Below are 22,818 nucleotides of genomic sequence, written 5' to 3' on the forward strand. Positions count from 1 at the left end.
TAAATGAGAATACCTTTAGCTTTTATTAATTATGGAAAAAACTTTTAAAAAAATTGAGCAGTTCATTATGAAGAATAATATTTCAAGATGGCTGTTATTTCTTCCTGCATCAGTTCTGTCAGCATTTATCGTAGGTTTTTTGGTTCAATTAATAATAAACATTGCTTTTTCATATTTTGGTATTTATGATGATGTAAAATTATTTCGATATATAATTGAGGGTTTCTTTTGTGGATTTACACTAATGTATGTAGCTGGTTATATTGCTCCAAATAAGATTGTAAAAATTATCATTCTCTTGATTTTATTGAGTTTGTGTGTTGTTCAAACAATATCAATTTTTATTAACAACAATAATGACTATATGTTATTGCTTTATGGTGCTCTTTTATTATTAGGAGCATACATTGCAAACAAACTTTTAATAATTGAATAACATAAAACTTTATAAACATGCTAAATTTATCCTTCTTCTTATTAATAATAATAATTGCTATCTACAAAAAGAAACCGCAAAAAAACAAGCAAATTTGGTTTATTGTATTTAGGTATTTAATTGCCGCTTTAATGATTACCTTTTTGTTAATATTGGGTTCTGCTTTAGAGGAAAGTACAACAAGCTACAATTCTCTATCATACATTATAGGAACTAAAATGTCAGCAAACATATTTGCATTTCTTATATCTATTCCAATTTTATATTTCTCTTTAAAAAGAAAAATGGAAGGTAAAATGAAATATAAACATCCACTTCTATTAATAGGTTTATTCTTAATGACATTAGTTTTAGGATTATATATTGAAGATCAAAAAAATATCCAAGAAGCTGAAATAAGAGAATTATTAGATAAACATAAATCTAATGAAGAGTCAAAAATAGATGAGCAAAGTGAAAATCCTATAAATATAGTAGAGCAAACTGTTGATTTATTCAAGGAAAGTCTACCTATAAAGATGGATGATAATTTAGTGTTAGAAAAAGTATTTTTTAAAAAGGATGAAAATTATGTTGTGTATGTAGTGAAAGACAATACTAAATCTTTTGATGAATACTCTGTGGAAGAAATAGAATACTTGGAGGTAGAATATAAAAAAATATTTTTAGAGATTTCTAAAGGTAATCCTAATAACAAATATTTTGTTAATGCAAATACTGCAATCAAATACTATTTTGTTGACACAAATGATAAGCTTATATTTTTTGTTACACTATTACCTGAAGAATACAAATAGATATGCCACAACGAAAAACACCATTTATAACAGGTGAACAATCTGCAGCAAATTTACAAATTAATAATCCAGAAGCTTATTTACAAAAGGCAAGGGGAAATTTAGGTATTCCAGAAGAATACTCTGATAAACAACAAGCTGTTCTTTCATCAACTCCTGGTGATGCTGAGTCAAGAAATAAAATACAAGAAGAGCTTGATTCAATAAATAGAGTTGATTCAATAATTGTAGTTGATGATGTAGCGATAAGAGATTCTATAGCAATATGGGATTCAATTAATAATGTTGTAGTAGAAAAAGGTGAAAATAATACTTTAAAAGAAATTCAAAACAATTATTTAGAGGGGATTAGCTATTTTTCAGGACTTGCAATCCCTATTGTAGTAATTATTCTGTATTTTATTTTTGATAAAAAGAATCAACACCAAAAAGAATTTAAGTTTGATCAAAAAGAATATGTTCCTGAAGATACTTCTTCAAAAAGAAGACAATCATATCAAAGTACAATTAACAAATTAAAAAACTTAAAGGAATCAATATTGAAAAGATATAAGTCAATTAACTTAAAATCAAAGTTAAGTTATTTAGGTTATGCTGAAATTATAGTTATTTCACTTTTAACAGGGACAATAATATTTAGTTTGTTTGGGTACTTATTTGGTGAAGAACAATATTTTAATGAAGTAGGTAAAAGGATTTATAAAAGTACTGATGCAATAAAGCATATTAAAATGAACTATACTTTTGGGGTAATAGGATTTATTTTGAGTGCTGGTATAACTTTCTTGTATTTAAAGACCATTAATAAAAAAAATAAATTATCATAAGCAATGAATATTCAAATTTCAGAGAATTTAATCAAAATAGTACTGGATATCCCCCTAAATTTTCCAGTATAAGTTAAGCTACATATTTTAAAAATTGTAAATTATTATTAAACTCAAAAATAGTTTTATAATTCAAAGCTTTATGTCTTCTATTTCTGTTATACCAAATTTCAATATACTGAAAAATTTGGTTTTTCATTTTCTCTCTTGTAATTAATTTATTTCCATAAATCATTTCAGTTTTTAACGATTTAAAGAAACTCTCAGCCACAGCATTGTCCCAGCAATTCCCTTTCCTTGACATGCTACGGATAACACCATAAGAATCAAGCATATTTGCAAACTTCTTTGACGCATATTGTATTCCTCGATCAGAATGAAATAGCATTCCTTTTTTAATCGATCTATTCTTTATAGCCATACGCCATGCTGATAAAGTTGTATCTTCAGTACTCATCGTATTGCTCAAACTCCAGCCAATGACCTTTCTATCGTATAAATCGATAATTGTTGTTAAATATAAAAATCCTTCTTGAGTTTGAATATAAGTAATATCTGATACCCATTTCATAGAAGGTTTTGAAGCGTAAAAATCTCGATTAAGAAGATTATTTACAGTTAAATAATTATGTTTAGAATTTGTTGTAACTCTAAACTTTTTACTTAATTTACTTCTTAAACCAAGCTCTTGCATATATTTAGCAACTGTTTTAACTGATATTCTGTAACCTAAAGCATTTAATTCTGAATGAATTCGAGGACTTCCATATCTCTGCTTGAATTTAAAATATAGATACTTTATTTTATCTAGCATCAAATTTTTTCTCAAAAGTCGATTGGAGCAACCTTTCTTTTTCCATTTATAATAGCTGCTGGAGTGGATTTTTAAGATAATACACATTTTCTCAATCGGAAATTGGCACTCATGATTCTTTATAAATCTATATTTCATCGATCGTTCTTGGAGAAAATGCTGATTGCTTTTTTTAAAATATCACGTTCTAATTCTGCATCTTTAAGCTTTCTTTCTAATTCAACTATTCGCTCCTGTTCAGGCGTTAGTTTTAAATTACCTTTTCCTGGAAAACTATTGGATCCGTATTCTTGATAATCTTTGCGCCATTTGTATAATAAGGAGGCTTTTATTCCAAGTTCCCTTGCTAATTCTGAAATGTTACTTCTTTCATAACTCAATTCTACCGCTCGTAATTTAAATGAAGCATCGTAATGATTTTTTATTCCTTTCATAATTGTAAGATAAGTATTATATACCTTTTCTTACTCTGGAAATTTCGTTAGGATATCCATACTTTCAGTTTTGTTTCTACTATGTTTGATAGATATGCCATATGGTTTTTATCAATTAATACGCTTTATAGCATTAATAGGTTTTGGAGTACTTGCTTATCAATCTTATCAAAAGGAAAAACAAACAGAATTTGTTATCTATTTGATTTTAGCAGTTTTATTTCAACCAATATTTAAAATTTACTTAGGACGTACAATATGGAATATTATAGATGTTGTAGTTGCTATTGGATTATTATTAAGTATGATAAAAAAGTAAGTTAAAAATTAGATTGAAGTAAGATTCAAATAAATCATATTAGAGAAACTGATGGAAAATAACAATCCTAATAAAGATGAATACTACTATACTTTGTTTGAATCAGGAAATAAGGGTTTTGTATTAAAAGAAGAATTTGAACCTCAAAAATTTCAATATCAATTAACAGAAGATTTTTTTGATTTATCTGCTCTGGTAGGTGAAAAACTTCATAATGGAATCTCTGAAGAAATGTTATTAGAAGAAATAGGCTATAGTTTAGTGTATGAGTTAAACTCTCATAAAGAAGAAATTATATCATTTCCAGAAGGTTTTTGTTCTGTATTAGGAACAAGTAAAGATAAAAGTGATAAGAATACAATGTATATAATTGTAACTTCAAAAAAGATTACTGATTTCTCAAACTTACCACGACATACTTCAAGTAGATATACAGTTTTCTTAGATAATATAAGAAATGATGAAGGTGAAAAGTTATCAAATGAAATGTTTATGAATTAAAAATAAAAACTATGAAAAGAATTTTACTATTGAGTATAATGCTAATAAGTTCAGCATTATTATTTAACTGTTCTAAAGATGATGACTCATCAATAGAAAATACATCAACTCAAAAATTAATAGGTAAATGGTATTTTGAAGACCCAAAAGTAGTAGGTTATACAACAAATAATTCATTTACTTTCTCAAAGGATAAAACAGTTGTATATTCATATTGGTCTGGAGGTAAAGCAAATGATTTTGATTCAGAAAAAGGTACTTATGAATTGAAAGGTGATGTATTAACAATGACTTTTCCTAAAGGAGTAAGTTTAACATATGTACAAAAAGTAACATATATTAACGATAAAAAGATAGAATTTACTTCAACAGGTAATTCTAATGAACAAGCATATGAAGGAACTTATTATAAAGAGTAAATCTCAGTGTATAATAACTCTTTAATATAAAGCCACTCAATTAAAGAGTGGTTTTTTCTTTAAAATAAAATACAAATGAACAAAATATACATACCATTTACAATAGGAATGTATTATGAAGAAGTTGAGTTTGAAGTTGAGGTATTAAATGATAGAATTATTGGTTATGATAGTTATCTTTATGTAGGCAACAATTTTAAAGATATTGAAATAGAGTTAATCTTTTATTGGGATATATTAGTATGTATATTGATTAAATCAACAAAGGAAATTGAAAGATATAATACAGATGACTATTTGGTAATTAAAAACTATTACATAAAATCAGATGTTAAGATTCAGAACTTGGTAGTTAGTTCAATTGTGTCAATGTAGTATTTTTATAACTCCTGGTAAATAATTAGGTGTTTCTATTGGTAAACCATATTAAAGGCATACAATTAGGCATACATAAAAAATATAGATGAAGAAATCTTAGTGATAGTGAGAGATACAGAGAATATTATATAGTCCGGTCCTCGCTACTACAAAAGAGAGTTTCTAACAAGAAGCTCTCTTTTTTTATGTCTTTAACTGAGAATTAAGATTGGATAAACTATTTTTGCATCATGAATTTAGAAGAATACAAAAAACAATATAAATCAGATCAAGCGGTTGGTGCAATTGCGATCGAAAATCGCTTAAAAGAGGTTTATGGGACTTTAGAGCCTCGTTTTTATTCGCCGCAGGTGATGTCTTTTCAAGGAGGTGATGATCCGATTGATGGCGTTGCGGTTTTTGATGTGAATGGTTATTATCATTTGGTGAGTTACGGAATGTCACATTTATACTATTCTGAGGAGAGTGTAGGTGCAGATTTTAGTAAGTGGGGATTTGAGTTTTCTTTCCGTGTGAAACCTGTTAAAGATGATAATGGTGAAGATCCTTTTTGGGTAGTTCAATTGATGAATAATTTGGGACGTTTTGTAAACGAAACAAATGTTTGGTTTGAAGAGTATCAATTTTTACCATTAGGAGGTCCAATTCGTACAGATTCGGAAACGGACATTGTTGGTTTGGCTTTTATCAAGGATGATGATTTAGATGAAATTGATACGCCGCATGGAAAAGTTACATTTATACAAATGATTGGTTTGAATTCGGAACAATTGAAAAGATTGGAAGATAATTCAACCAAAGAAGAAATAATGTCAGTGATAGCTGAAATAAAGTCAGTTAATCCAAAATTTGTGTGTGAATTATAGTAGAATTTCTAAAATAAAACATATTTACGTTAACCTATTTCTTAAATTATGTTAAATGTAAAAAACAGATTGTCAGTGTTTTAAGCTTGGTATTTGTTTTGATTATACCTAAATGTTAGTAGCACTAACAGTAGAATAAATTTTTCATAGGTTAGGTTAATAATTAGTAAAACTAATTATGAAGCACTTCTTCGGAAGTGCTTTTTTAGTATATTTAAGAAGAAAAAATAAAGATGTTTAAAAATTTATTCAACCGAAATAAAAATCAATCAAATAACCAAGAAGAATCAAAAACGATGACTTTTGAAGAAATTATTAATTCAGATAAACCAGTTTTGTTAGATTTTTTTGCAACTTGGTGTGGTCCTTGTCAAATGATGGGGCCAATTTTGCAACAAGTGAAAGAAGAATTGGGAGGTGATGTCAAAATCCTAAAAGTGGATGTTGATAAATATCAAGATTTAGCTGCACGATATCAAGTGCAAGGAGTTCCGACTTTTGCTATTTTCAAAAATGGTGAATTATTATGGAAACAAAGTGGAGCAAGGCCAAAAGAACAATTGGTGGCAGAAATCAAAAAATATATTTAAAAATAGGTTTGCTTTGCAGCCAAAGTCTATTAAAAAATCCGCTCATTGAGCGGATTTTTTTGCTTATGTAAATTTACTTAAAATTAGGTTTTCTTTTCTCAACAAAAGCAGTTGTTCCTTCTTTGAAATCTTCTTCGTCAAATAAATTTCCGAAACTTTCAATTTCAACTTCAAAACCATTGTCTTTATCTGACGCATTAATCGCTCGAATCGCGTGACGAATCGCTACAGAAGAATTTTTTGAAATTTTAGTCGCAATTTCTTTTGCTCGATCAATTAATTCAGCTTGCTCAACAACTTCATTCACTAAACCAATTTCATACGCGCGTTCAGCTGTAAACATATCTGCTGTCATAATTGCCTGCATTGCACGACCTTTTCCAATTAATTTTGGCAAACGTTGCGTTCCTCCATAACCTGGAATCAAACCTAATGTAACCTCTGGTAATCCTAATTTTGCATTGGTTGATGCTATACGAAAATGAGACGCCATCGCTAATTCTAAACCACCTCCTAAAGCAAAACCATTCACTGCGGCGATTACAGGTTTTTTAGAATTTTCAATTTTATCAAAAACATTTTCTTGTCCTTTTGCAGCTAATTTTTCACCTTGACGACCATCAAAACTTGCAAATTCTTTGATATCAGCACCAGCAACGAAAGATTTTTCACCAGAACCTGTTAAAATAATTACTCGAATAGCGGGATCAGAATCTGCGTCTGTAAAAAAGTTTGAAATATCATCTAATAAATCTTTGTTCAATGCATTTAATGCTTGCGGACGATTTAAGGTAACTAATGCAATTTTATTTTCTACTTCAACAATCAGATTGTTATAATTATATTCCATTTTGTTTGTGTTTTTATTATTCACTCAAAAATATCAATTGTTCACTCAACTAAAAAATTTATCAAAAAATAATTTGTACAATTCAAAATCCTTCCTAAATTTGTCCCAATGAAAACATTATTTACAAATAACTGGTGGTGGAATATCGAACAACAAAACGTTGGTTCGTAAGACCTCTATGCAGTTATATGTAGAAAAGGCTTGTCGTAACCGACAAGCCTTTTTTTGTGCTCTAAACCTAAATATTTAACAAATGAATTTAACTTTTAACATACAGAAAGAAACTGTTTTAGCCGATTTAACAACTCCTGTTCAGCTTTATTTGAAATTGCGAGATATTTATCCGAATGCCTTATTATTAGAGAGTTCTGACTATCATTCTAAGACAGATGCTAACTCTTTTATTTGTCTAAATCCGATCGCAACTTTTAAGGTTACAAACGGAATTGTGAATGAAACGTATGCGAATGGAGAAACAAAAGAATATGCGTTGAATGGTCAAGAATTGACAGAGAAATTCAAAAAATTTACAAGTCAGTTTATGATTCAAAATGGAGAAGATTTACCTGTAAATGGTTTATTTGGATACATTGCGTGGGATGCGATTCCACATTTTGAAACAGTAAAATTTTCAGCAAAAGGAAACGAAGCAACGATTCCAGAATTTTCGTATTCGTTCTATCAAAATATTGTGGTGTTCAATCATTTTCACAATGAAATTCAATTCATCGAATTTCAAAATGATGAAATAGATTCTAAATTTTCTGAAATTAAAAGTGTTGTTCATAACAAATCAATTGTTGAATATCCATTTAATGTAGAAAGTGAAATTCAATCGAATTTAACAGATGATGAATTCAAAGAAATGGTGACAAAATGTAAACAATCTTGTTTCCGTGGAGATGTTTTCCAAATTGTTCCTTCTCGTCAATTCAAACAAAAATTTTCGGGTGACGAATTTAATGTTTACCGCATTTTACGCTCTGTAAATCCTTCGCCCTATTTGTTTTATTTCGATTACGGAAATTATAAAATCTTCGGATCTTCACCAGAAGCGCAAATTATCATTAATAATAATCATGCAGAAATTCATCCTATTGCAGGAACAGTTCGCAGAACTGGAAGTCCAACTTTGGACAAAGAATTGACCGAAAAATTAATTGCTGACCCAAAAGAAAATGAAGAGCATGTGATGTTGGTCGATTTGGCTCGCAATGATTTAAGTCGAAATTCTGCTGATGTAAAAGTCGCACAATACAAAGAAATTCAGTATTTCTCGCATGTGATTCACATGGTTTCAAAAGTAACTGCTCAATTGGATCCAAGCGTAAATACGATGAAAGTTTTTGCAGACTCTTTTCCGGCTGGAACACTTTCTGGCGCACCAAAATTCAAAGCAATGGAATTATTAGACGGTTACGAAAATCAAAATCGTGGCGTTTATGGTGGCGGAATTGGATATTTAGGATTCAACGGTGACATCAACATGGCGATTGCGATTCGTACGTTCGTCAGCAAACAAAATACCTTATATTTTCAGGCTGGTGCTGGAGTTGTTTCCAAATCGGTCGAAGAAAATGAATTACAAGAAGTCAATCATAAATTAGGAGCGCTTCGTCGCTCAATAGAAATCGCTCAAAACCTATAAACTATGAAAATTTTAGTTATCGATAATTACGATTCGTTCACCTATAATTTAGTGCATTCATTAAAGAAATTCGCCGATGATATTACCGTTGTTCGCAATGATGGAATTACTTTGGAAGATGTGAATAATTATGATAAAATATTACTTTCTCCAGGTCCAGGAGTTCCTGATGAAGCCAATTTATTGAAACCAATCATCGAGAAATATGCTTCAACAAAATCTATTTTTGGCGTTTGTTTAGGACAACAAGCAATTGGAGAAGTTTTTGGAGGGAAATTATTAAATACACAAGAAGTTTTTCACGGAGTTGAATCTAAAATTGAAGTAATAAAAGACGAAGTGTTATTCCAAAATTTACCAAAAAAATTAGAAGTTGGGCGTTACCATTCTTGGGTAGTTTCAAATGAAGATTTTCCTGAAGAATTAGAAATTACAGCAGTTGGTCCAAAAGGAGAAGTGATGGCTTTACGTCACAAAACGTATGATGTTCGCGGTGTTCAGTTTCATCCAGAATCTATTTTAACACCACTTGGAGATGAGATGATTAAGAATTGGTTAGAAGCTTAAAACGATGAAAAAATTATTAAATTTATTATTCGAAAATTATACTTTGAGCGAAAATGAAGCCTATCAAATTATGGTGGAAATTTCGGAAGAAAAATATTCGGCTGTCGAATTAGCTTCATTTATGACCATTTTTAATATGCGTAACATTACGTTGGAAGAATTAAAAGGATATCGTCGAGCGTTGTTAGATTTATGCATCAAAGTTAATTTACCAAAGCAAGCGATTGATGTTGTAGGAACGGGCGGTGACGGAAAAGACACTTTTAATATTTCGACATTGAGTTGTTTTGTCTTGGCTGGAGCTGGAGAGAAAATTATTAAACAAGGAAATTACGGAACGTCGTCTGTAAGCGGTTCTTCGAATATGTTGGATAATTTTGGTTACGAATTTTCTGTTAATCAAGATAAATTAAAACGTGAGTTCGAAGAAGTTGGAATTACATTTTTACATGCGCCACTCTTTCATCCGGCTTTAGCGAAAGTTGCTCCGATTAGAAAAGGTTTGGCGATAAAAACATTTTTCAATTTAATGGGGCCTTTGGTGAATCCTGTTCAACCAGAATTTCAAAATTTAGGAACATATGATGTCAAAACTGCTCGATTATATCATTATGTGATGCAAAATTCGGGCGTGAAATATTCGATTTCGACTGCGTTGGCTGGTTATGATGAAGTTTCGTTGACATCGCCTACAAAAGTGTTCAATAATTCGGGGGAATTTGTTTTAGAAAGTAAAGATTTTGGTTTAAATATTCTTCAACCTGATGAGATAAAAGGAGGAAAATCAATCGAAGAAAATTCAAAAATATTTTTGAGCGTTTTAGAAGGAAATTCAACTAAAGCACAAAAAGAAGTTGTTTTAGCAAATGCTGCTTTAGCGCTTAAAACAATTTATCCAACCAAAGATTTAATCGAATGTGTAGCAATTGCGAACGAAAGTTTAGACAGTAAAAAAGCATTGAATGTATTCCAAAAATTAATGAAACCATGAAAACGATATTAGACGAAATTGTCGCGCAAAAACGTATTGAAATTTTAGAAAAACAGAAAACTCAATCAATAGAAAGTTTTAGAAATTCAGAAAATTTTTTGCTTCCTGTTAAATCTACAAAAGCTTCAATTTTAGATAAATTAAAATCTGGAATTATTGCAGAATTTAAGCGAAAATCACCATCGAAAGGTTTTATTAACAAAGACGCAAATGTAAAAGAAGTTGTTTCCGGTTACGAAAAGTTTGGTGCTTCTGTCGTTTCTGTTTTAACAGATGAGCAATTTTTTGGCGGAAGTTTTGATGATTTAAAACAAGCAAAAGAAGTGTTGAATATTCCTGTTTTGCGTAAAGATTTTATTGTTGATGAATTTCAAGTGTACGAAACAAAAGCGATTGGTGCAGATTTGATGTTATTAATTGCAGAATGTTTAACAAAAGACGAAGTCTATAATTTAGCTAAAACTGCTAAGGGAATTGGATTAGAAGTTTTATTGGAATTACATTCAGAAGATCAATTAGAAAAGGTAAATGAATTCATTGATTTGATTGGAATTAACAATCGTAATTTGAAAAATTTCGAAGTTGATATTGAAAAATCAAAACAAATCTTGAAACAATTACCAACCGATTTAATTAAAGTTGCGGAAAGTGGAATTTCTGATCCTAAAACAGTAAAAGAATTAAGACAAGCTGGATTTCAGGCATTTTTAATTGGTGAAAATTTTATGAAAGCAGATAATCCATCTCAAGCATTTGAGCAATTTGTAAAAGAATCAAAATGAAACGTTTTCAAGTAAAGGTTTGCGGAAATAATAACATCGAAAATTTTAAAGAAATTGCAGCAATCGAACCCGATTATGTAGGCTTTATTTTCTATCCAAAATCAAAAAGATTTGTAGAAGACGAATCTATTTTTGAAGTTTTTCCGAATGCAGAAAAAGTTGGCGTTTTCGTGAATGAATCAGTCGAGAAAATTCTCGAAAAAGTTGAAGAATATAAATTAGATGTTGTCCAATTACATGGTGATGAAACAGCTGACTTTTGTGAAGAATTAATCAATCAAAAACATCAACGATTATTAACTGATGAAAACTTTTTAGACTTTAAAATTTGGAAAGCCGTTGGCATAAAATCGATTGAAGATTTTCAACAATTAACCACTTATCAACAAGTTATTGATAGTTTTGTTTTCGATACAAAATCAAATAATTACGGAGGAACTGGAAAGAAATTTGATTGGCAATTGTTAACAAATTATCAGTTATCAATACCCTTTTTATTAAGTGGCGGAATAACACTTGAAGATGCATTTATCTTGAAAAATTTTCAGCATCCGAAATGTATTGGATTTGATATCAATAGTGGTTTTGAGTCAGCACCAGGAATAAAAAAAACTGACGAAGTAAAACAGTTTATCGATACAATTGATGGACGAATTGAACAAAATTAAAAAAGAAACAAAATGAAATACGAAGTTGACGAAAGAGGTTTTTATGGTGAATTTGGAGGAGCATTTATCCCAGAGTTATTACATCATAATTGTGAAGAATTATCTGAAGCTTTAGCACAATATATCGATACAGACGAATTCAAAAATGAATTTAATTTGTTATTAAAAGATTACGTTGGTCGACCAAGTCCATTGTATTTTGCACCAAATCTTTCAAAAAGATATAACACCAATATTTTATTAAAGCGTGAAGATTTGAATCATACAGGTGCACATAAAATCAATAATGCGATTGGTCAAGCTCTTTTAGCAAAACGAATGGGTAAAACCAAAATTATTGCCGAAACTGGTGCTGGACAACATGGTGTTGCAACTGCTACTGTTTGTGCGTTGATGGGATTAGAATGTATCGTTTTTATGGGAGAAATTGACATTGCTCGTCAAGCACCAAATGTTGCACGAATGAAAATGTTAGGTGCAGAAGTTATTCCAGCAACCTCAGGAAGTAAAACCTTGAAAGATGCAACAAATGAAGCGATTCGTTATTGGATCAATAATCCTGAAACTTTTTACATCATTGGTTCTGTAGTTGGTCCTCATCCTTATCCAGCAATGGTAACGAAATTCCAAGCGATTATTTCAGAAGAAATTAAAGCACAAATGAAAGAGAAATATGGGAAAGAAAATCCTGATTACGTGATTGCTTGTGTTGGTGGCGGAAGTAATGCTGCGGGAGCTTTTTATCATTTTTTAAATGATGATTCTGTCAAATTAATCGCGGTTGAAGCGGCAGGTTTGGGCGTAGAATCTGGAGAAACTGCTGCTACAACTATCAAAGGAACAGAAGGAATTATTCACGGAAGTCGAACATTATTGATGCAAGATAAAGATGGACAAATTGTTGAACCTTATTCAATTTCGGCTGGATTAGATTATCCTGGCGTTGGTCCTTTACATGCGCATTTGTTCAAAACTGGACGTGCTGAATTCTTAAATGCAACAGATGATGAAGCCTTGGAAGCTGCTTTTATGTTGACAAAAGAGGAAGGAATCATTCCTGCATTAGAATCTTCTCACGCTTTAGCTGCTTTAGAAAAAATTAATTTTAAACCGCAAGACATTGTGATTCTGAATCTTTCAGGAAGAGGAGATAAAGATTTAGAAACATATATGAAAGTTTCCGAAAAATATTCTTAAAAATATTTGGTTAATTTTCAAAAATCACCTTACATTTGCACCCACGATAATGAAATCTATCGGGGTGTAGCGTAGCCCGGTCATCGCGCCTGCTTTGGGAGCAGGAGGTCGCAGGTTCGAATCCTGCCACCCCGACAAAATTTTCATCCGAAAATAGAAAGATTTATCGTAAAAGAATGACCGAATCGGGGTGTAGCGTAGCCCGGTCATCGCGCCTGCTTTGGGAGCAGGAGGTCGCAGGTTCGAATCCTGCCACCCCGACAAAATTCAATGAATTTTTGGATCGGTCCAGTAGCTCAGCTGGATAGAGCAACTGCCTTCTAAGCAGTAGGTCTCAGGTTCGAATCCTGACTGGATCACACGTTTTATTAAAAACCAGGAGAGGTGCCAGAGCGGTAATGGAGCAGATTGCTAATCTGTCATCGGGAAACCGATGCCAGGGTTCGAGTCCCTGTCTCTCCGCATTTTTTTTGAATGACCGAATCGGGGTGTAGCGTAGCCCGGTCATCGCGCCTGCTTTGGGAGCAGGAGGTCGCAGGTTCGAATCCTGCCACCCCGACAAAAACCTTTGTATATTTGCAAAGGTTTTTTTTATACATTTATTTCATGAAATCTATCTTAGGTAATAAAGAATCTTTTGTCTCATACTCTGTCGCTTTTCTATTTATTTTAATCATGATTGGAACAGCAATGATTTATGATGATAAAGAAATTATTTTACCAGAAGTTGCTGCATTATCTGTCGGAATTTTAACGTTTCGAGAAAATAAATGGCTACAACGACCATTTCATATTTTTTTACTTCCATCCATAACTGCTATTTTAGGATTTGGGATTAATTTTTTACCGATTATATTATCATTCAAATTAGCATTGGTATTGGTTGCAATGTTAATTGTCCTGAAAATTTTTAAAAGTCAACTTGCGCCAGCATTAGCTACGGGATTATTACCAATTGTTACAAATACAGAATCTTTTGTATTTCTATATGCGATATTTCTATTTGTCTTTTTACTTTTTCTATCAATAAAAATATTCAAACTAAAACCAACTGAAAATGCGGTTCCAATGATTTATACAAGCCATAACAGATGGTTAATCGGATTATGTGTAGTTTGGTTTACAGCTTGTTATTTTAGCGGTTTTGCACATTTCTCTGCTATTCCACCTATTATCGTAATTTCTTTTGAATCTTTAAATAATCCAACATTAAAATTAACCGTACGTCTAAAACGTATTCTTGTAATGTTCATGGCTACAATGGCTGGTTGTTTAACAATGCATTATCTTGATAATTGGTTAATCATTGGCTTGATCGATTTGATTATCGTAATGTTTATTTTGAAATTAACAGATTTACGCTTACCTCCTGCTTTTGCAATGGTTATTTTACCAATGATTTTACCTTCTGACTCGATAAAATATTTACCTGTTGCAACATTAATCATGAGTATATTTTTTATGCTATCGATTTATATTATTCAGAAAGTTGCTTATCCAAAAGCGATTGATTTCAAATAAAAAAGTCATCCAAAATTGAATGACTTTATGACTATTTTAATATGTTTCTTCGATTGATTTTACCATATTATAAATGAACTCGTTGTAAGGTGTCGGAATATTATATTGTTTTCCTAAACTGATAATTTCGCCTGCAAATTCATCCACTTCCGAATATCGTTTTGCTTCGCGATCTTGTAACATCGAAGTTTTACCAAATTCATCCACAATTTTCATCGTAGATTTCATTCGATCCACTTCTTCTTGACCAATTGCAACTCCATGTGCATTCCCAACTGCAAGAACTTCATTAGAAATCATATCCATTAAAACCTCGAGATGTTGATTGGTACGAAATTGTCCATATGGAAACTCCAACAAAAACGTCAATTGATTTCCGACAACATTTACCAAATATTTCGCCCACTGCGCTTTCTGAATATCATCCGATAATTGATTTGGAATTTCAGCAACATTCATCAATTCATGTAAATCGACTAATTTATCATGATTAATTGAATCCATTTTCCCAAAAATAATTTTTCCTATACTCGAAAACGTCACGCGATTATCAACTTTTACAGCATCCATATATGCAACTGCATTCACCACACGATCCCATCCAAAATGATCTGCCAAAACACGTTCAGAAGAAATTCCGTTCATCAAACTTACAATCATTGTGTTTTCACCAACAAAAGGCTTCATATCTTCTATCGCTTGCTGTAAATGTGAACTTTTAACGACTAAAAATATATAATCTGGATAATTATTCTCCTCGATTTTTGTGACATAATTAAAATCATACGCTTTATCATTCACAAAAATTTGCGATTTTTCGTATCGATTTTTTCGCTCCTCATCTACAATTACACTTACAATTTCTGGATTATATTCATAAAAACTCGCTGCATATTTTGCTCCTAAAGCTCCCAATCCAAGAAAATAAATTGATTTCATTTTTTTGTTATTTAGAAGATAAATTTAAAATAAAATCTACAACATTTACGAATTAAAGTCTTTGAAAAAATTTAATATTTCGGTTATAATTAGTTTTGATAAACTTTTGACAATTCTTTTGGATTGAGATACAAATAATAAATCAAATTACGCAAATCATCAAGTTTTGAGCTAGAATCTACAGCTATTTCATTCTCTTTTTGAAAATTCTTTTTCAATACATCATACAATTGATTTATTTTCTTCCAATTATCTTTTGCAGCAATTTTTTCAACAGATTTATTATTCGCAGATTTCGCTAATTGTGAGGGCATTTTCTGAATCGCTTCAAATAAAACATATAGATTGTTGACATGATTGATATAATTGTATGTTTCATTTACGGCAAAATAATTCAGAAGAGTTTTCTCTTCATCCGAAATTTTCAAGCTTGAAATTAACATCATTTCCTCACCTAACCATTCATAAGCCGACAATCCAATTTGAGAAGCATTTGACGTCACAACCATTCTTGGAATTGGTTCTGCATTTGCAATTTTATTTAAAGTAAATCCTGTTTTTTGATTCAGAATATTCAATCGATTATTTGCAGGAGCAAGACATTCAAAGCATAATCGCAATTGTATCCTAACGCAATAATCTCTTCAAATTCAGAAAAAATATCGGCAGAAGTATCGTTGTTAAAACTCTCAAAATTTTGCAAACAATTATCTTGATATTTTTCTATAAAATCATTCATAGAAGAATAATCTTTTTTATCATCATCCCAAATAAGATTAAAATTATAAGCAAAAATATTCACAAATTGCATCGTTTTACTTTGAGGATTTTCATCAACAAATTTTTGATATACTTCTACTTTAGGAGATTCTATATCGTAATCATCCATCAACGCAATTAAAAATCGTTCATTGATTGGAGTTTTAGTTCCAAATTTCTTTCCAACTGACTTTTTAAATTTCTCTTTATAATCAACAAAATATGATTTTTGATTATCATTCACCACAAAATAAACTTCGAGTTCCTTTAGATTTGAAAATCTTAAATTGTAGTATAAAAAGAAGAGAAAAGAGTTTGAGTACACTATAACGAGTTCAGAGCTATATAATCTCATATTCTGATTAAGACTCAACTCTTTCTTATCAAATTCTCAAATAGAAATTCGGGTTAAAAACCCATTAGTAAGGAATCGAGTTATTGATAAGTTTCTCTTCTCATTAAATTCAAATTTATGGAAAAAATTGTTATTGGTATTGATGTGAGTAAATTAACTTTAGACATCTGCATTCAAGAAAATGGAGTGAATCGTTTTGATACTATTGCTAATACTGAAAAAGCTATCAAATCTTTTTTGAAACAATTTGTTAAGAGACAAAATATTCTAATTGGAATGGAGAATACAGGGAGATTTAACATCCTTCTTTACAACGTATTAATTCAACATTCTTTTGCTGTTTATGTCATCAATCCTTTGCATTTGAAAAAAAGTATGGGATTAGTTAGAGGTAAAAATGATAAAATTGACAGCGAACGTATTGCTGTATTTTTACTTAAAAATTATATGGATCTTCAACAGTGGAAGCCTAATTCGAAAGTCATTGAAAAGATAAAATTATTGAATGCTGAAAGAAAACATCGCGTTAAAATAAGAGCAGGATTACTAGCTCAAGCAAAAGATGAACAATTCTTAAAATCAACTATGGATAAAGCTGTATTACGCTTAAACACTAAGCTTATTGATGTCTTAACGAAACAAATTAATGAAATAGAAGAAAGAATCTATCAATTAATTAACGAAGATGAACAGCTTCATAATCATTATAAAAGAATACAATCAATTCCTGGTGTAGGAAAAGTTTTAGCATTTAATATGTTGATTAAAACAGATGGTTTTACAACCATAAATACACCTAGACAAATGGCTTGCTATGCTGGAATAGCTCCATTTGATTTTCAATCTGGAACTTCCATAAGGCGAAAACCGAAAGTTTCATCAATGGCTGATAAAGATTTGAAGAAACTATTGCATTTAGCTGCAATGAGTGCTATTCGTTTAGATAATGACTTGGCTATTTATTATCATCGAAAGGTAGAAGAAGGGAAAAATAAAATGTCGGTCTTAAACGCAGTCAGAAATAAAATAATTCACAGAATTTATGCACTAATTAAAAATCAAAATATTTATAAAAATAACTTGGTTTTGTCATAGAAATCAGTATGACTTAATTTTTATTGAATTTGAATGATTTTGTTAGTGATGTAAATAATAATTTGCAAAATGATTATTTGGTTCCGTAAAATAATCAGCTGTATCATCTCTTGTAAAATAGATGATTAAAGAGTCATTGTTAATCACTTTATAACCCGTTGTGCATTTTGATTAGTTGTTCATTTGATTGAAAATCAGCAAATTGTTTTAACCACAAAACATTCACAATGAACAACTTACTTGCAAATTACGAAAGAATATTGGAAGTTCTACGAAAAATATCAACAGATACACTTTTAATTTATCAACGTAGAAGACCTAAACTTTTTGATTTAGAACTCATCAGTCTTGTCTTAACAGCTCAATTTATGGGTATTGATAGTGAAAATCATTTATTTCGAAATCTTCCTATAGTGCTAAGTGTAAAATTGAGCGAAGTATTTACAATCGTAGTACTTAAGGGAGATTATCAGCGAAAATTAATAGTATTCAACTCAAATTAGCGAAAGAATTTAATGAATTTGAAAATTGTTTTATCGTTGATAGTATACCATTTGAAGTGTGTAAAATAGCAAGAATTAATCGCTTAAAAATTTGAAAGGAATATCAGTATAGTGTACTAAATAGAGGTTTTTGTGCTTCTCAGCAAATGTCTTTTTAAGACTATAAAATTTATGCTGTTTGTTCTTTAATAGGTGTTTTCCAGAGTATTGATATTAGTCCTGCATCTGTTCATGATTTTCATTTTTTGAAATATATAAAATCTCAACTATCATATTGAATACTACTTGATGACAGAGATTATTTGTTACAAACAATTCAAATTGACTTATTTAATGAAGCTAATATTCGATTAGAAACACCGAAAAGATCCAATCAAAAAGAGTATAAACCTCAGTTTTATCCATTCAAAAAGTATCGAAAAAGAATTGAAACGTTATTTTCTCAACTATGTGATCAGTTTATGATTAGACGAAATTATGCAAAGACTTTCGAAGGGTTTAAAACCAGAATTTTAGCTAAAATTACTGCACTTACTGTGGTTCAGTACATTAATAAAACATACTTTAATCGAAATATTAATAATCTAAAAACTCAAATTATTTAAAATGCACAACGGGTACTTTATAATATTTTAAAACATAATGAGCATAATCATCACCTTTTTTGATATAAAATAGGGTTTTAAAATCTTTAGAATTTATATTTCTTTTTTCGAAAAATTTTTCACTTTCTTTAATTAAATTAGAGTGAATTATCTGTTCATTTTCACAAGAATTAAATAAGAGAAATGTAAAAAGTATCAGAATAAAATATTTCATATTGGATTTATTGTTTATAAAAATATTATTTTTTTATAAACTTTAAAATTTCGTTCGATTCTTTTGTTTTTATATAATAAATTCCAGAAGCTAAGCTTTGACAATCAATCGTTATATTTGATTGATTATTAATACGAACCGATTGTACACTTTGTCCAACTGAATTGTAAATGAAAAGTATATTATTTTGAGTATTTAATTGTGTTTTATCAATACCAATTATAATTTTATCATTCGTAATATTTGCTGATTTTAACCAGATAAAAGGTTTTGATTCAATTGATTTTGTGCTCAAATTCTCATGAATTTTAAATTGCATGACAACAGGTAAATGATCACTCATATTGTACAAATTAGTTCGTAGAGTTTGAGAGTAAATGCCCGTACAATCAGGATCTTTAACGTCTTTATTCAAACAATCTCCATTATTTCCATACGCTTTATAACTATCGTTTATAAAAGAAAAACGTGAGCTGTTTTTGAAATTTTCACTCATCACAATAAAATCAAAGCGATCGTCCAAACCGCCACTTGCCCCTGCATTAGTTCCGCTTCCAAAACCTATGTTAGAAACGCGTGTACTTTGTGTATGTAAATAACTAAAAGCTGGATTGTCTTGCCAATTTCCAAGTGCATTTAATGGATCAATCATCAAAATAGCATTTGCCGGATTGATAATTTCTTGATAAGCTGGTTCTGATGAATTATAAAAATTAAAATCTCCAGCAAAAAGAACATATGTATTAGGTTGCGTTAATTTTTTCAAGGATTTTGTGACTTCTTGCACCATTTCCAAACGCATTTGACGATTTGCAGGTCCTGTACTTGATTTTAGATGCGCAACAAAAACTTCTAAATGAATGGGATCGTTTGAAGTAATATTTAATTGAAAAGAATATTGATTGATGTCGCGATAAACTGTTGGGATTTTTTGTTGATTAACCAACGTCAATTTACGTGTATTATAAAAAACCATTGTTTGTAACGGATCATCTAATTTCGTTGTATCAGCCACAAAAAGTGCGCGAGCAAATTTATCAGGTTGATTTTGCAAAGATGTATTTAAGATTAAATCAGCGCCATTTTCTGTTACTAATTCACAAATCATAAATATATCTGGTTTGTATTCGTCTAAAATATCTCTTAAGATCAATTGACGATTTTGAGGAAGTGAATTCGGAAATTTGAACACATTATAAAACATTGTATTTAATGTTTCTTGTGAAAAAATAGAAACCGAAAGGATTAAAAATAAAAGGAGTAAATTTTTTTTCATATCAATTGATTTTAGTTTTACACTTCAACTTTTTTTAAATCTAAGAAATTAATTTAGAATATTTTAAAGTTACTTATTATCAATTGAATAAAAAAAATATTCTTTTAATTAAAAATATAATTGGTTTAATATCAAATAAAAAATCCAGTTCTTTTCGAAACTGGATTTTTGAAATATTTTATGAACGAGCTCGTCTGAAATATAAAAACAAAGTTAGTAATCCGAAGACGATGTTTGGTATCCACGAGGCGACAAGTGGCGAAACATATCCTTTTTCGGAAAACGTAGACGTTGTTTGCGAGAAGAAAATGTAGACAAACGCTAACGAAATACCAACTGCAAGATTGATTCCGATTCCTCCACGACGTTTTTTAGATGAAAGCGATAGAGCCAAAAGTGTCAAAATAATAGTTGAAAATGGACCGCTCAAACGGTTATTTAATTCATTTTCGTATGTATTTACATTGGCAGAACCTTTTGCTTTTTGTTTCTGAATAAATTCATTTAATTCGAAGGTATTCATTGTTTCGGCAACATATTCTTCTGGTAAAATTTCGTCAGGAGAAGCTGGTAACTTCAAATTTGTATTGGCTTCGTAATTTAACTTTTCAGTTTTATCCTTGTTAATTTCGCGTGTGTAAACACTCATTAATGCATAAGTAGAATCTTTATCATTCCAATTAAAACTTGAAGCGATGATTTGTTTTTTCAACTCAGTCGAATCAAATTTTTGATACATAAAAGAACTTCCTAATTTTTCAGTTCTGTCATAACTATCCACAAAAACAAACTCATCAGGAGAAATTTGCGAACCGATACGTTGTCGTTTGTAATATTCTTCCTTGTCGTTATTACTCAATAAATGGGTATATTGGTATTTATTTTTTTTAATATTTGCCCAAGGTAAAACTACATTTCCTACTAATAAAGCGGAAATTGCTAAAAATATAGCAACCCAAATATATGGAAGTGTAAATCGATAAAAACTAATACCACCCGAAAGCACACCTACAATTTCGGTTTGCATCGTCAGTCGTGATGTAAAATAGATCACAGTGATAAAAACGGCAATTGGTAAAAAGGTGTTAATAATCCAAATAGACCAATAAGGGTAAAATTGGGTTAAAGCCGAAAAAGCTGTAGAACCACTATCATTAATACGTCCTAATTTTTGACTAAGATCGACAATAACAGCGATAGTAGACAAAATCAAAACCATGAAGATAAAGGTTCCGATAAAGTTTCGGATGATGTATTTATCAATTATTTTCAAACTACAGACGTTGTTTTAATTGTGGAACAATTTGTTCTTTCCATTGAGCGAAATCTCCTGCTAAAATATGCTGTCTTGCAACTCTTACCAAATCTAAATAAAACGCAAGGTTATGAACAGATGCAATTTGTTTTCCTAAAGCTTCGTTGGCATTGAACAAATGACGAACATAGGCTTTTGTGTAATAACTATCCACATAGCTAGTCCCGTTTTCGTCTAATGGTTCAAAACAATCTTTCCATTTTGCATTTTTCATATTCATAACACCATTCCACGTGAACAACATGGCGTTACGTGCATTACGCGTTGGCATAACACAGTCGAACATATCAACTCCTAAAGCAATACATTCGATGATATTCCAAGGTGTTCCAACTCCCATTAAATAACGAGGTTTATCTTGCGGAAGAATTTCTGTTACGATATCCGTCATTTCGTACATCACAGGTTCTGGTTCACCAACAGATAATCCACCAATAGCATTTCCTTCTGCACCGAAATCCGCAATATATTTTGCTGATTCTTGACGCAAATCTTTGAAATCATTTCCTTGTACAATTGGGAAAAGCGTTTGTTTGTGATCGTAATATTCAGGATTATTGTTTAACCAAGTTCTACAACGCTCCAACCAACGATGTGTCATGTGCATAGCACGTTTTGCATCGTGATATTTTGCTGGAATTCCTGTTAATTCATCAAAAGCCATAAAAATATCAGCTCCGATATAACGTTGAATTTCCATTGATTTTTCTGGCGTAAACATGTGGTAAGAACCATCGATATGCGATTTGAAACGCACACCTTCTTCAGATTTTTTACGACTTGTCGCTAAAGAATACACTTGGAATCCTCCAGAATCTGTTAAGATTGGTTTTTGCCAATTCATAAATTTATGTAATCCGCCCGCTCTGTGCAAAATATCAGTTCCTGGACGCAAATACAAATGATAAGTATTTCCAAGAATGATTTGGGCTTTAATATCTTCTTCTAATTCACGTTGGTGAACAGATTTTACTGTACCAACTGTACCAACTGGCATAAAAATAGGTGTTTCGATTTTACCATGATCGGTTTCTACAACACCAGCTCTTGCCTTAGAAAATTCGTCTTTTTTATCGATTGAAAATTTCATAGTGTGCAAAGATATTAATTGTTTAGCTTGTTGCGAGTTGGTTTCGAAAAAAATAACAAAAA

The 22,818-nt window shown here is 30.6% G+C and carries 25 protein-coding genes, 5 tRNA genes and 1 pseudogene; 23 read left to right on the forward strand and 8 right to left on the reverse strand.

What is annotated here, in order from left to right:
• Positions 1-31: 31 nt before the first annotated feature.
• The 3 genes from ACTS9J_RS02610 to ACTS9J_RS02620 are packed head-to-tail and all read left to right on the forward strand — an operon-like array spanning position 32 to position 2,060.
• The gene (locus ACTS9J_RS02610) at positions 32-436 is read left to right on the forward strand and encodes a hypothetical protein (protein ID WP_219035461.1); all 405 of its coding nucleotides are present in this window, start codon (positions 32-34) and stop codon (positions 434-436) included.
• A gap of 17 nt (positions 437-453) precedes the next feature.
• Positions 454-1,233, forward strand: coding sequence for a hypothetical protein (locus ACTS9J_RS02615; RefSeq protein WP_219035462.1), 780 nt, complete (start codon positions 454-456; stop codon positions 1,231-1,233).
• 2 nt (positions 1,234-1,235) lie between these two features.
• The gene (locus ACTS9J_RS02620; protein WP_219035463.1) at positions 1,236-2,060 is read left to right on the forward strand and encodes a hypothetical protein; all 825 of its coding nucleotides are present in this window, start codon (positions 1,236-1,238) and stop codon (positions 2,058-2,060) included.
• A 73-nt stretch (positions 2,061-2,133) separates the two neighbouring features.
• Here ACTS9J_RS02620 and ACTS9J_RS02625 read toward each other — a convergent pair.
• Positions 2,134-3,308 (reverse strand): IS3 family transposase gene (locus ACTS9J_RS02625; RefSeq protein WP_448352809.1). Its coding sequence is split into 2 segments (ribosomal slippage): positions 2,134-3,041 and positions 3,041-3,308, totalling 1,176 coding nucleotides; the frame shifts between segments, so codons are not numbered across the junction.
• Positions 3,309-3,366: 58 nt separating this feature from the next.
• Here ACTS9J_RS02625 and ACTS9J_RS02630 point away from each other — a divergent pair.
• From ACTS9J_RS02630 to trxA, 6 genes are all read left to right on the forward strand, one after another.
• On the forward strand, positions 3,367-3,627 hold the full coding sequence (locus ACTS9J_RS02630) for a DUF6804 family protein (protein WP_448353463.1): 261 nt from the start codon (positions 3,367-3,369) through the stop codon (positions 3,625-3,627).
• 51 nt (positions 3,628-3,678) lie between these two features.
• The gene (locus tag ACTS9J_RS02635) at positions 3,679-4,128 is read left to right on the forward strand and encodes a hypothetical protein (protein WP_448352810.1); all 450 of its coding nucleotides are present in this window, start codon (positions 3,679-3,681) and stop codon (positions 4,126-4,128) included.
• Positions 4,129-4,166: 38 nt separating this feature from the next.
• Entirely contained in the window at positions 4,167-4,547 is a 381-nt protein-coding gene (locus ACTS9J_RS02640) for a lipocalin family protein (RefSeq protein ID WP_448352811.1), read from the forward strand.
• Positions 4,548-4,622: 75 nt separating this feature from the next.
• Positions 4,623-4,922 (forward strand): hypothetical protein, encoded by a 300-nt coding sequence (locus ACTS9J_RS02645; protein WP_448352812.1) that lies wholly within the window; start codon positions 4,623-4,625, stop codon positions 4,920-4,922.
• A gap of 233 nt (positions 4,923-5,155) precedes the next feature.
• Positions 5,156-5,791, forward strand: coding sequence for a suppressor of fused domain protein (locus ACTS9J_RS02650; RefSeq protein ID WP_416426324.1), 636 nt, complete (start codon positions 5,156-5,158; stop codon positions 5,789-5,791).
• Between the two features lie 233 nt (positions 5,792-6,024).
• Positions 6,025-6,381 (forward strand): thioredoxin, encoded by a 357-nt coding sequence (trxA, locus tag ACTS9J_RS02655; RefSeq protein ID WP_219033921.1) that lies wholly within the window; start codon positions 6,025-6,027, stop codon positions 6,379-6,381.
• 73 nt (positions 6,382-6,454) lie between these two features.
• Here the strand turns inward: trxA and ACTS9J_RS02660 are convergent, their stop codons facing one another.
• Positions 6,455-7,231, reverse strand: a complete 777-nt coding sequence (locus ACTS9J_RS02660) for an enoyl-CoA hydratase/isomerase family protein (protein WP_219033920.1) — start codon at positions 7,229-7,231, stop codon at positions 6,455-6,457.
• Between the two features lie 253 nt (positions 7,232-7,484).
• Here ACTS9J_RS02660 and ACTS9J_RS02665 point away from each other — a divergent pair, with 253 nt between their 5' ends.
• The 12 genes from ACTS9J_RS02665 (at position 7,485) to ACTS9J_RS02720 (ending at position 14,605) form a co-directional block, all read left to right on the forward strand.
• Positions 7,485-8,879 carry an anthranilate synthase component I family protein gene (locus tag ACTS9J_RS02665; RefSeq protein WP_219033919.1) on the forward strand — a complete coding sequence of 465 codons (1,395 nt, stop codon included), beginning with the start codon at positions 7,485-7,487 and terminating at the stop codon, positions 8,877-8,879.
• A 3-nt stretch (positions 8,880-8,882) separates the two neighbouring features.
• The gene (locus ACTS9J_RS02670) at positions 8,883-9,446 is read left to right on the forward strand and encodes an anthranilate synthase component II (RefSeq protein ID WP_125349948.1); all 564 of its coding nucleotides are present in this window, start codon (positions 8,883-8,885) and stop codon (positions 9,444-9,446) included.
• Between the two features lie 4 nt (positions 9,447-9,450).
• Positions 9,451-10,437, forward strand: coding sequence for an anthranilate phosphoribosyltransferase (gene trpD / locus ACTS9J_RS02675; protein ID WP_125349947.1), 987 nt, complete (start codon positions 9,451-9,453; stop codon positions 10,435-10,437).
• Entirely contained in the window at positions 10,434-11,219 is a 786-nt protein-coding gene (gene trpC / locus ACTS9J_RS02680; RefSeq protein ID WP_125349946.1) for an indole-3-glycerol phosphate synthase TrpC, read from the forward strand. Before trpD ends, trpC begins: the two co-directional genes overlap by 4 nt.
• Positions 11,216-11,887: a phosphoribosylanthranilate isomerase gene (locus tag ACTS9J_RS02685; protein ID WP_125349945.1), complete on the forward strand. Its 672-nt coding sequence runs from the start codon at positions 11,216-11,218 to the stop codon at positions 11,885-11,887. The genes trpC and ACTS9J_RS02685 overlap by 4 nt, the downstream gene beginning before the upstream one ends.
• Before the next feature lie 12 nt (positions 11,888-11,899).
• Complete coding sequence (trpB, locus tag ACTS9J_RS02690) at positions 11,900-13,084, forward strand: tryptophan synthase subunit beta (RefSeq protein WP_125349944.1); 1,185 nt, start codon at positions 11,900-11,902, stop codon at positions 13,082-13,084.
• A 60-nt stretch (positions 13,085-13,144) separates the two neighbouring features.
• Positions 13,145-13,219, forward strand: a tRNA-Pro gene (locus ACTS9J_RS02695).
• A gap of 51 nt (positions 13,220-13,270) precedes the next feature.
• Positions 13,271-13,345, forward strand: a tRNA-Pro gene (locus ACTS9J_RS02700).
• A gap of 24 nt (positions 13,346-13,369) precedes the next feature.
• Positions 13,370-13,443: transfer RNA gene (locus tag ACTS9J_RS02705), tRNA-Arg, on the forward strand.
• Between the two features lie 19 nt (positions 13,444-13,462).
• Positions 13,463-13,546: transfer RNA gene (locus ACTS9J_RS02710), tRNA-Ser, on the forward strand.
• A gap of 22 nt (positions 13,547-13,568) precedes the next feature.
• A tRNA-Pro gene (locus ACTS9J_RS02715) sits at positions 13,569-13,643 on the forward strand.
• A gap of 47 nt (positions 13,644-13,690) precedes the next feature.
• Positions 13,691-14,605, forward strand: a complete 915-nt coding sequence (locus tag ACTS9J_RS02720) for a hypothetical protein (protein ID WP_125349989.1) — start codon at positions 13,691-13,693, stop codon at positions 14,603-14,605.
• A gap of 36 nt (positions 14,606-14,641) precedes the next feature.
• On the opposite strand, the gene ACTS9J_RS02725 is transcribed toward ACTS9J_RS02720, so the two are convergent.
• The 3 genes from ACTS9J_RS02725 to ACTS9J_RS02735 all read right to left on the reverse strand — a co-directional run bounded on the left by ACTS9J_RS02725 (position 14,642) and on the right by ACTS9J_RS02735 (position 16,547).
• On the reverse strand, positions 14,642-15,544 hold the full coding sequence (locus ACTS9J_RS02725; protein ID WP_125349990.1) for a ketopantoate reductase family protein: 903 nt from the start codon (positions 15,542-15,544) through the stop codon (positions 14,642-14,644).
• Positions 15,545-15,633: 89 nt separating this feature from the next.
• A complete protein-coding gene (locus tag ACTS9J_RS02730; RefSeq protein WP_448352813.1) occupies positions 15,634-16,122 on the reverse strand; it encodes a hypothetical protein in 489 nt (162 codons plus the stop codon).
• The gene (locus ACTS9J_RS02735; RefSeq protein WP_448352814.1) at positions 16,119-16,547 is read right to left on the reverse strand and encodes a hypothetical protein; all 429 of its coding nucleotides are present in this window, start codon (positions 16,545-16,547) and stop codon (positions 16,119-16,121) included. Before ACTS9J_RS02735 ends, ACTS9J_RS02730 begins: the two co-directional genes overlap by 4 nt.
• 228 nt (positions 16,548-16,775) lie before the next feature.
• Here ACTS9J_RS02735 and ACTS9J_RS02740 point away from each other — a divergent pair, with 228 nt between their 5' ends.
• On the forward strand, positions 16,776-17,753 hold the full coding sequence (locus ACTS9J_RS02740) for an IS110 family transposase (RefSeq protein WP_038337380.1): 978 nt from the start codon (positions 16,776-16,778) through the stop codon (positions 17,751-17,753).
• A gap of 227 nt (positions 17,754-17,980) precedes the next feature.
• Positions 17,981-18,861 (forward strand): annotated as a pseudogene (locus ACTS9J_RS02745) (IS982 family transposase).
• Positions 18,862-19,100: 239 nt separating this feature from the next.
• Here the strand turns inward: ACTS9J_RS02745 and ACTS9J_RS02750 are convergent.
• The 3 genes from ACTS9J_RS02750 to tgt form a co-directional block, all read right to left on the reverse strand.
• Entirely contained in the window at positions 19,101-20,351 is a 1,251-nt protein-coding gene (locus tag ACTS9J_RS02750; protein WP_448352815.1) for an endonuclease/exonuclease/phosphatase family protein, read from the reverse strand.
• 178 nt (positions 20,352-20,529) lie between these two features.
• The gene (locus tag ACTS9J_RS02755) at positions 20,530-21,624 is read right to left on the reverse strand and encodes an LptF/LptG family permease (RefSeq protein ID WP_291047838.1); all 1,095 of its coding nucleotides are present in this window, start codon (positions 21,622-21,624) and stop codon (positions 20,530-20,532) included.
• Between the two features lies 1 nt (position 21,625).
• The gene (tgt, locus tag ACTS9J_RS02760; RefSeq protein WP_291047836.1) at positions 21,626-22,756 is read right to left on the reverse strand and encodes a tRNA guanosine(34) transglycosylase Tgt; all 1,131 of its coding nucleotides are present in this window, start codon (positions 22,754-22,756) and stop codon (positions 21,626-21,628) included.
• Between the last annotated feature and the right edge of the window lie 62 nt (positions 22,757-22,818).

This window comes from Empedobacter sp. ULE_I140, assembly GCF_053482575.1.

Bases quoted from the DNA above. Each gene is read 5' to 3' on its own strand.
- trpC (WP_125349946.1), top strand. From the start codon at position 10,434: ATGAAAACGATATTAGACGAAATTGTCGCGCAAAAACGTATTGAAATT.
- ACTS9J_RS02650 (WP_416426324.1), top strand. From the start codon at position 5,156: ATGAATTTAGAAGAATACAAAAAACAATATAAATCAGATCAAGCGGTT.
- ACTS9J_RS02645 (WP_448352812.1), top strand. From the start codon at position 4,623: ATGAACAAAATATACATACCATTTACAATAGGAATGTATTATGAAGAA.
- ACTS9J_RS02750 (WP_448352815.1), bottom strand. From the start codon at position 20,351: ATGAAAAAAAATTTACTCCTTTTATTTTTAATCCTTTCGGTTTCTATT.
- trpB (WP_125349944.1), top strand. From the start codon at position 11,900: ATGAAATACGAAGTTGACGAAAGAGGTTTTTATGGTGAATTTGGAGGA.
- ACTS9J_RS02610 (WP_219035461.1), top strand. From the start codon at position 32: ATGGAAAAAACTTTTAAAAAAATTGAGCAGTTCATTATGAAGAATAAT.
- ACTS9J_RS02665 (WP_219033919.1), top strand. From the start codon at position 7,485: ATGAATTTAACTTTTAACATACAGAAAGAAACTGTTTTAGCCGATTTA.
- ACTS9J_RS02620 (WP_219035463.1), top strand. From the start codon at position 1,236: ATGCCACAACGAAAAACACCATTTATAACAGGTGAACAATCTGCAGCA.
- tgt (WP_291047836.1), bottom strand. From the start codon at position 22,756: ATGAAATTTTCAATCGATAAAAAAGACGAATTTTCTAAGGCAAGAGCT.
- trxA (WP_219033921.1), top strand. From the start codon at position 6,025: ATGTTTAAAAATTTATTCAACCGAAATAAAAATCAATCAAATAACCAA.
- ACTS9J_RS02725 (WP_125349990.1), bottom strand. From the start codon at position 15,544: ATGAAATCAATTTATTTTCTTGGATTGGGAGCTTTAGGAGCAAAATAT.
- ACTS9J_RS02670 (WP_125349948.1), top strand. From the start codon at position 8,883: ATGAAAATTTTAGTTATCGATAATTACGATTCGTTCACCTATAATTTA.
- ACTS9J_RS02660 (WP_219033920.1), bottom strand. From the start codon at position 7,231: ATGGAATATAATTATAACAATCTGATTGTTGAAGTAGAAAATAAAATT.
- ACTS9J_RS02640 (WP_448352811.1), top strand. From the start codon at position 4,167: ATGCTAATAAGTTCAGCATTATTATTTAACTGTTCTAAAGATGATGAC.
- ACTS9J_RS02635 (WP_448352810.1), top strand. From the start codon at position 3,679: ATGGAAAATAACAATCCTAATAAAGATGAATACTACTATACTTTGTTT.
- trpD (WP_125349947.1), top strand. From the start codon at position 9,451: ATGAAAAAATTATTAAATTTATTATTCGAAAATTATACTTTGAGCGAA.
- ACTS9J_RS02685 (WP_125349945.1), top strand. From the start codon at position 11,216: ATGAAACGTTTTCAAGTAAAGGTTTGCGGAAATAATAACATCGAAAAT.
- ACTS9J_RS02615 (WP_219035462.1), top strand. From the start codon at position 454: ATGCTAAATTTATCCTTCTTCTTATTAATAATAATAATTGCTATCTAC.
- ACTS9J_RS02720 (WP_125349989.1), top strand. From the start codon at position 13,691: ATGAAATCTATCTTAGGTAATAAAGAATCTTTTGTCTCATACTCTGTC.
- ACTS9J_RS02740 (WP_038337380.1), top strand. From the start codon at position 16,776: ATGGAAAAAATTGTTATTGGTATTGATGTGAGTAAATTAACTTTAGAC.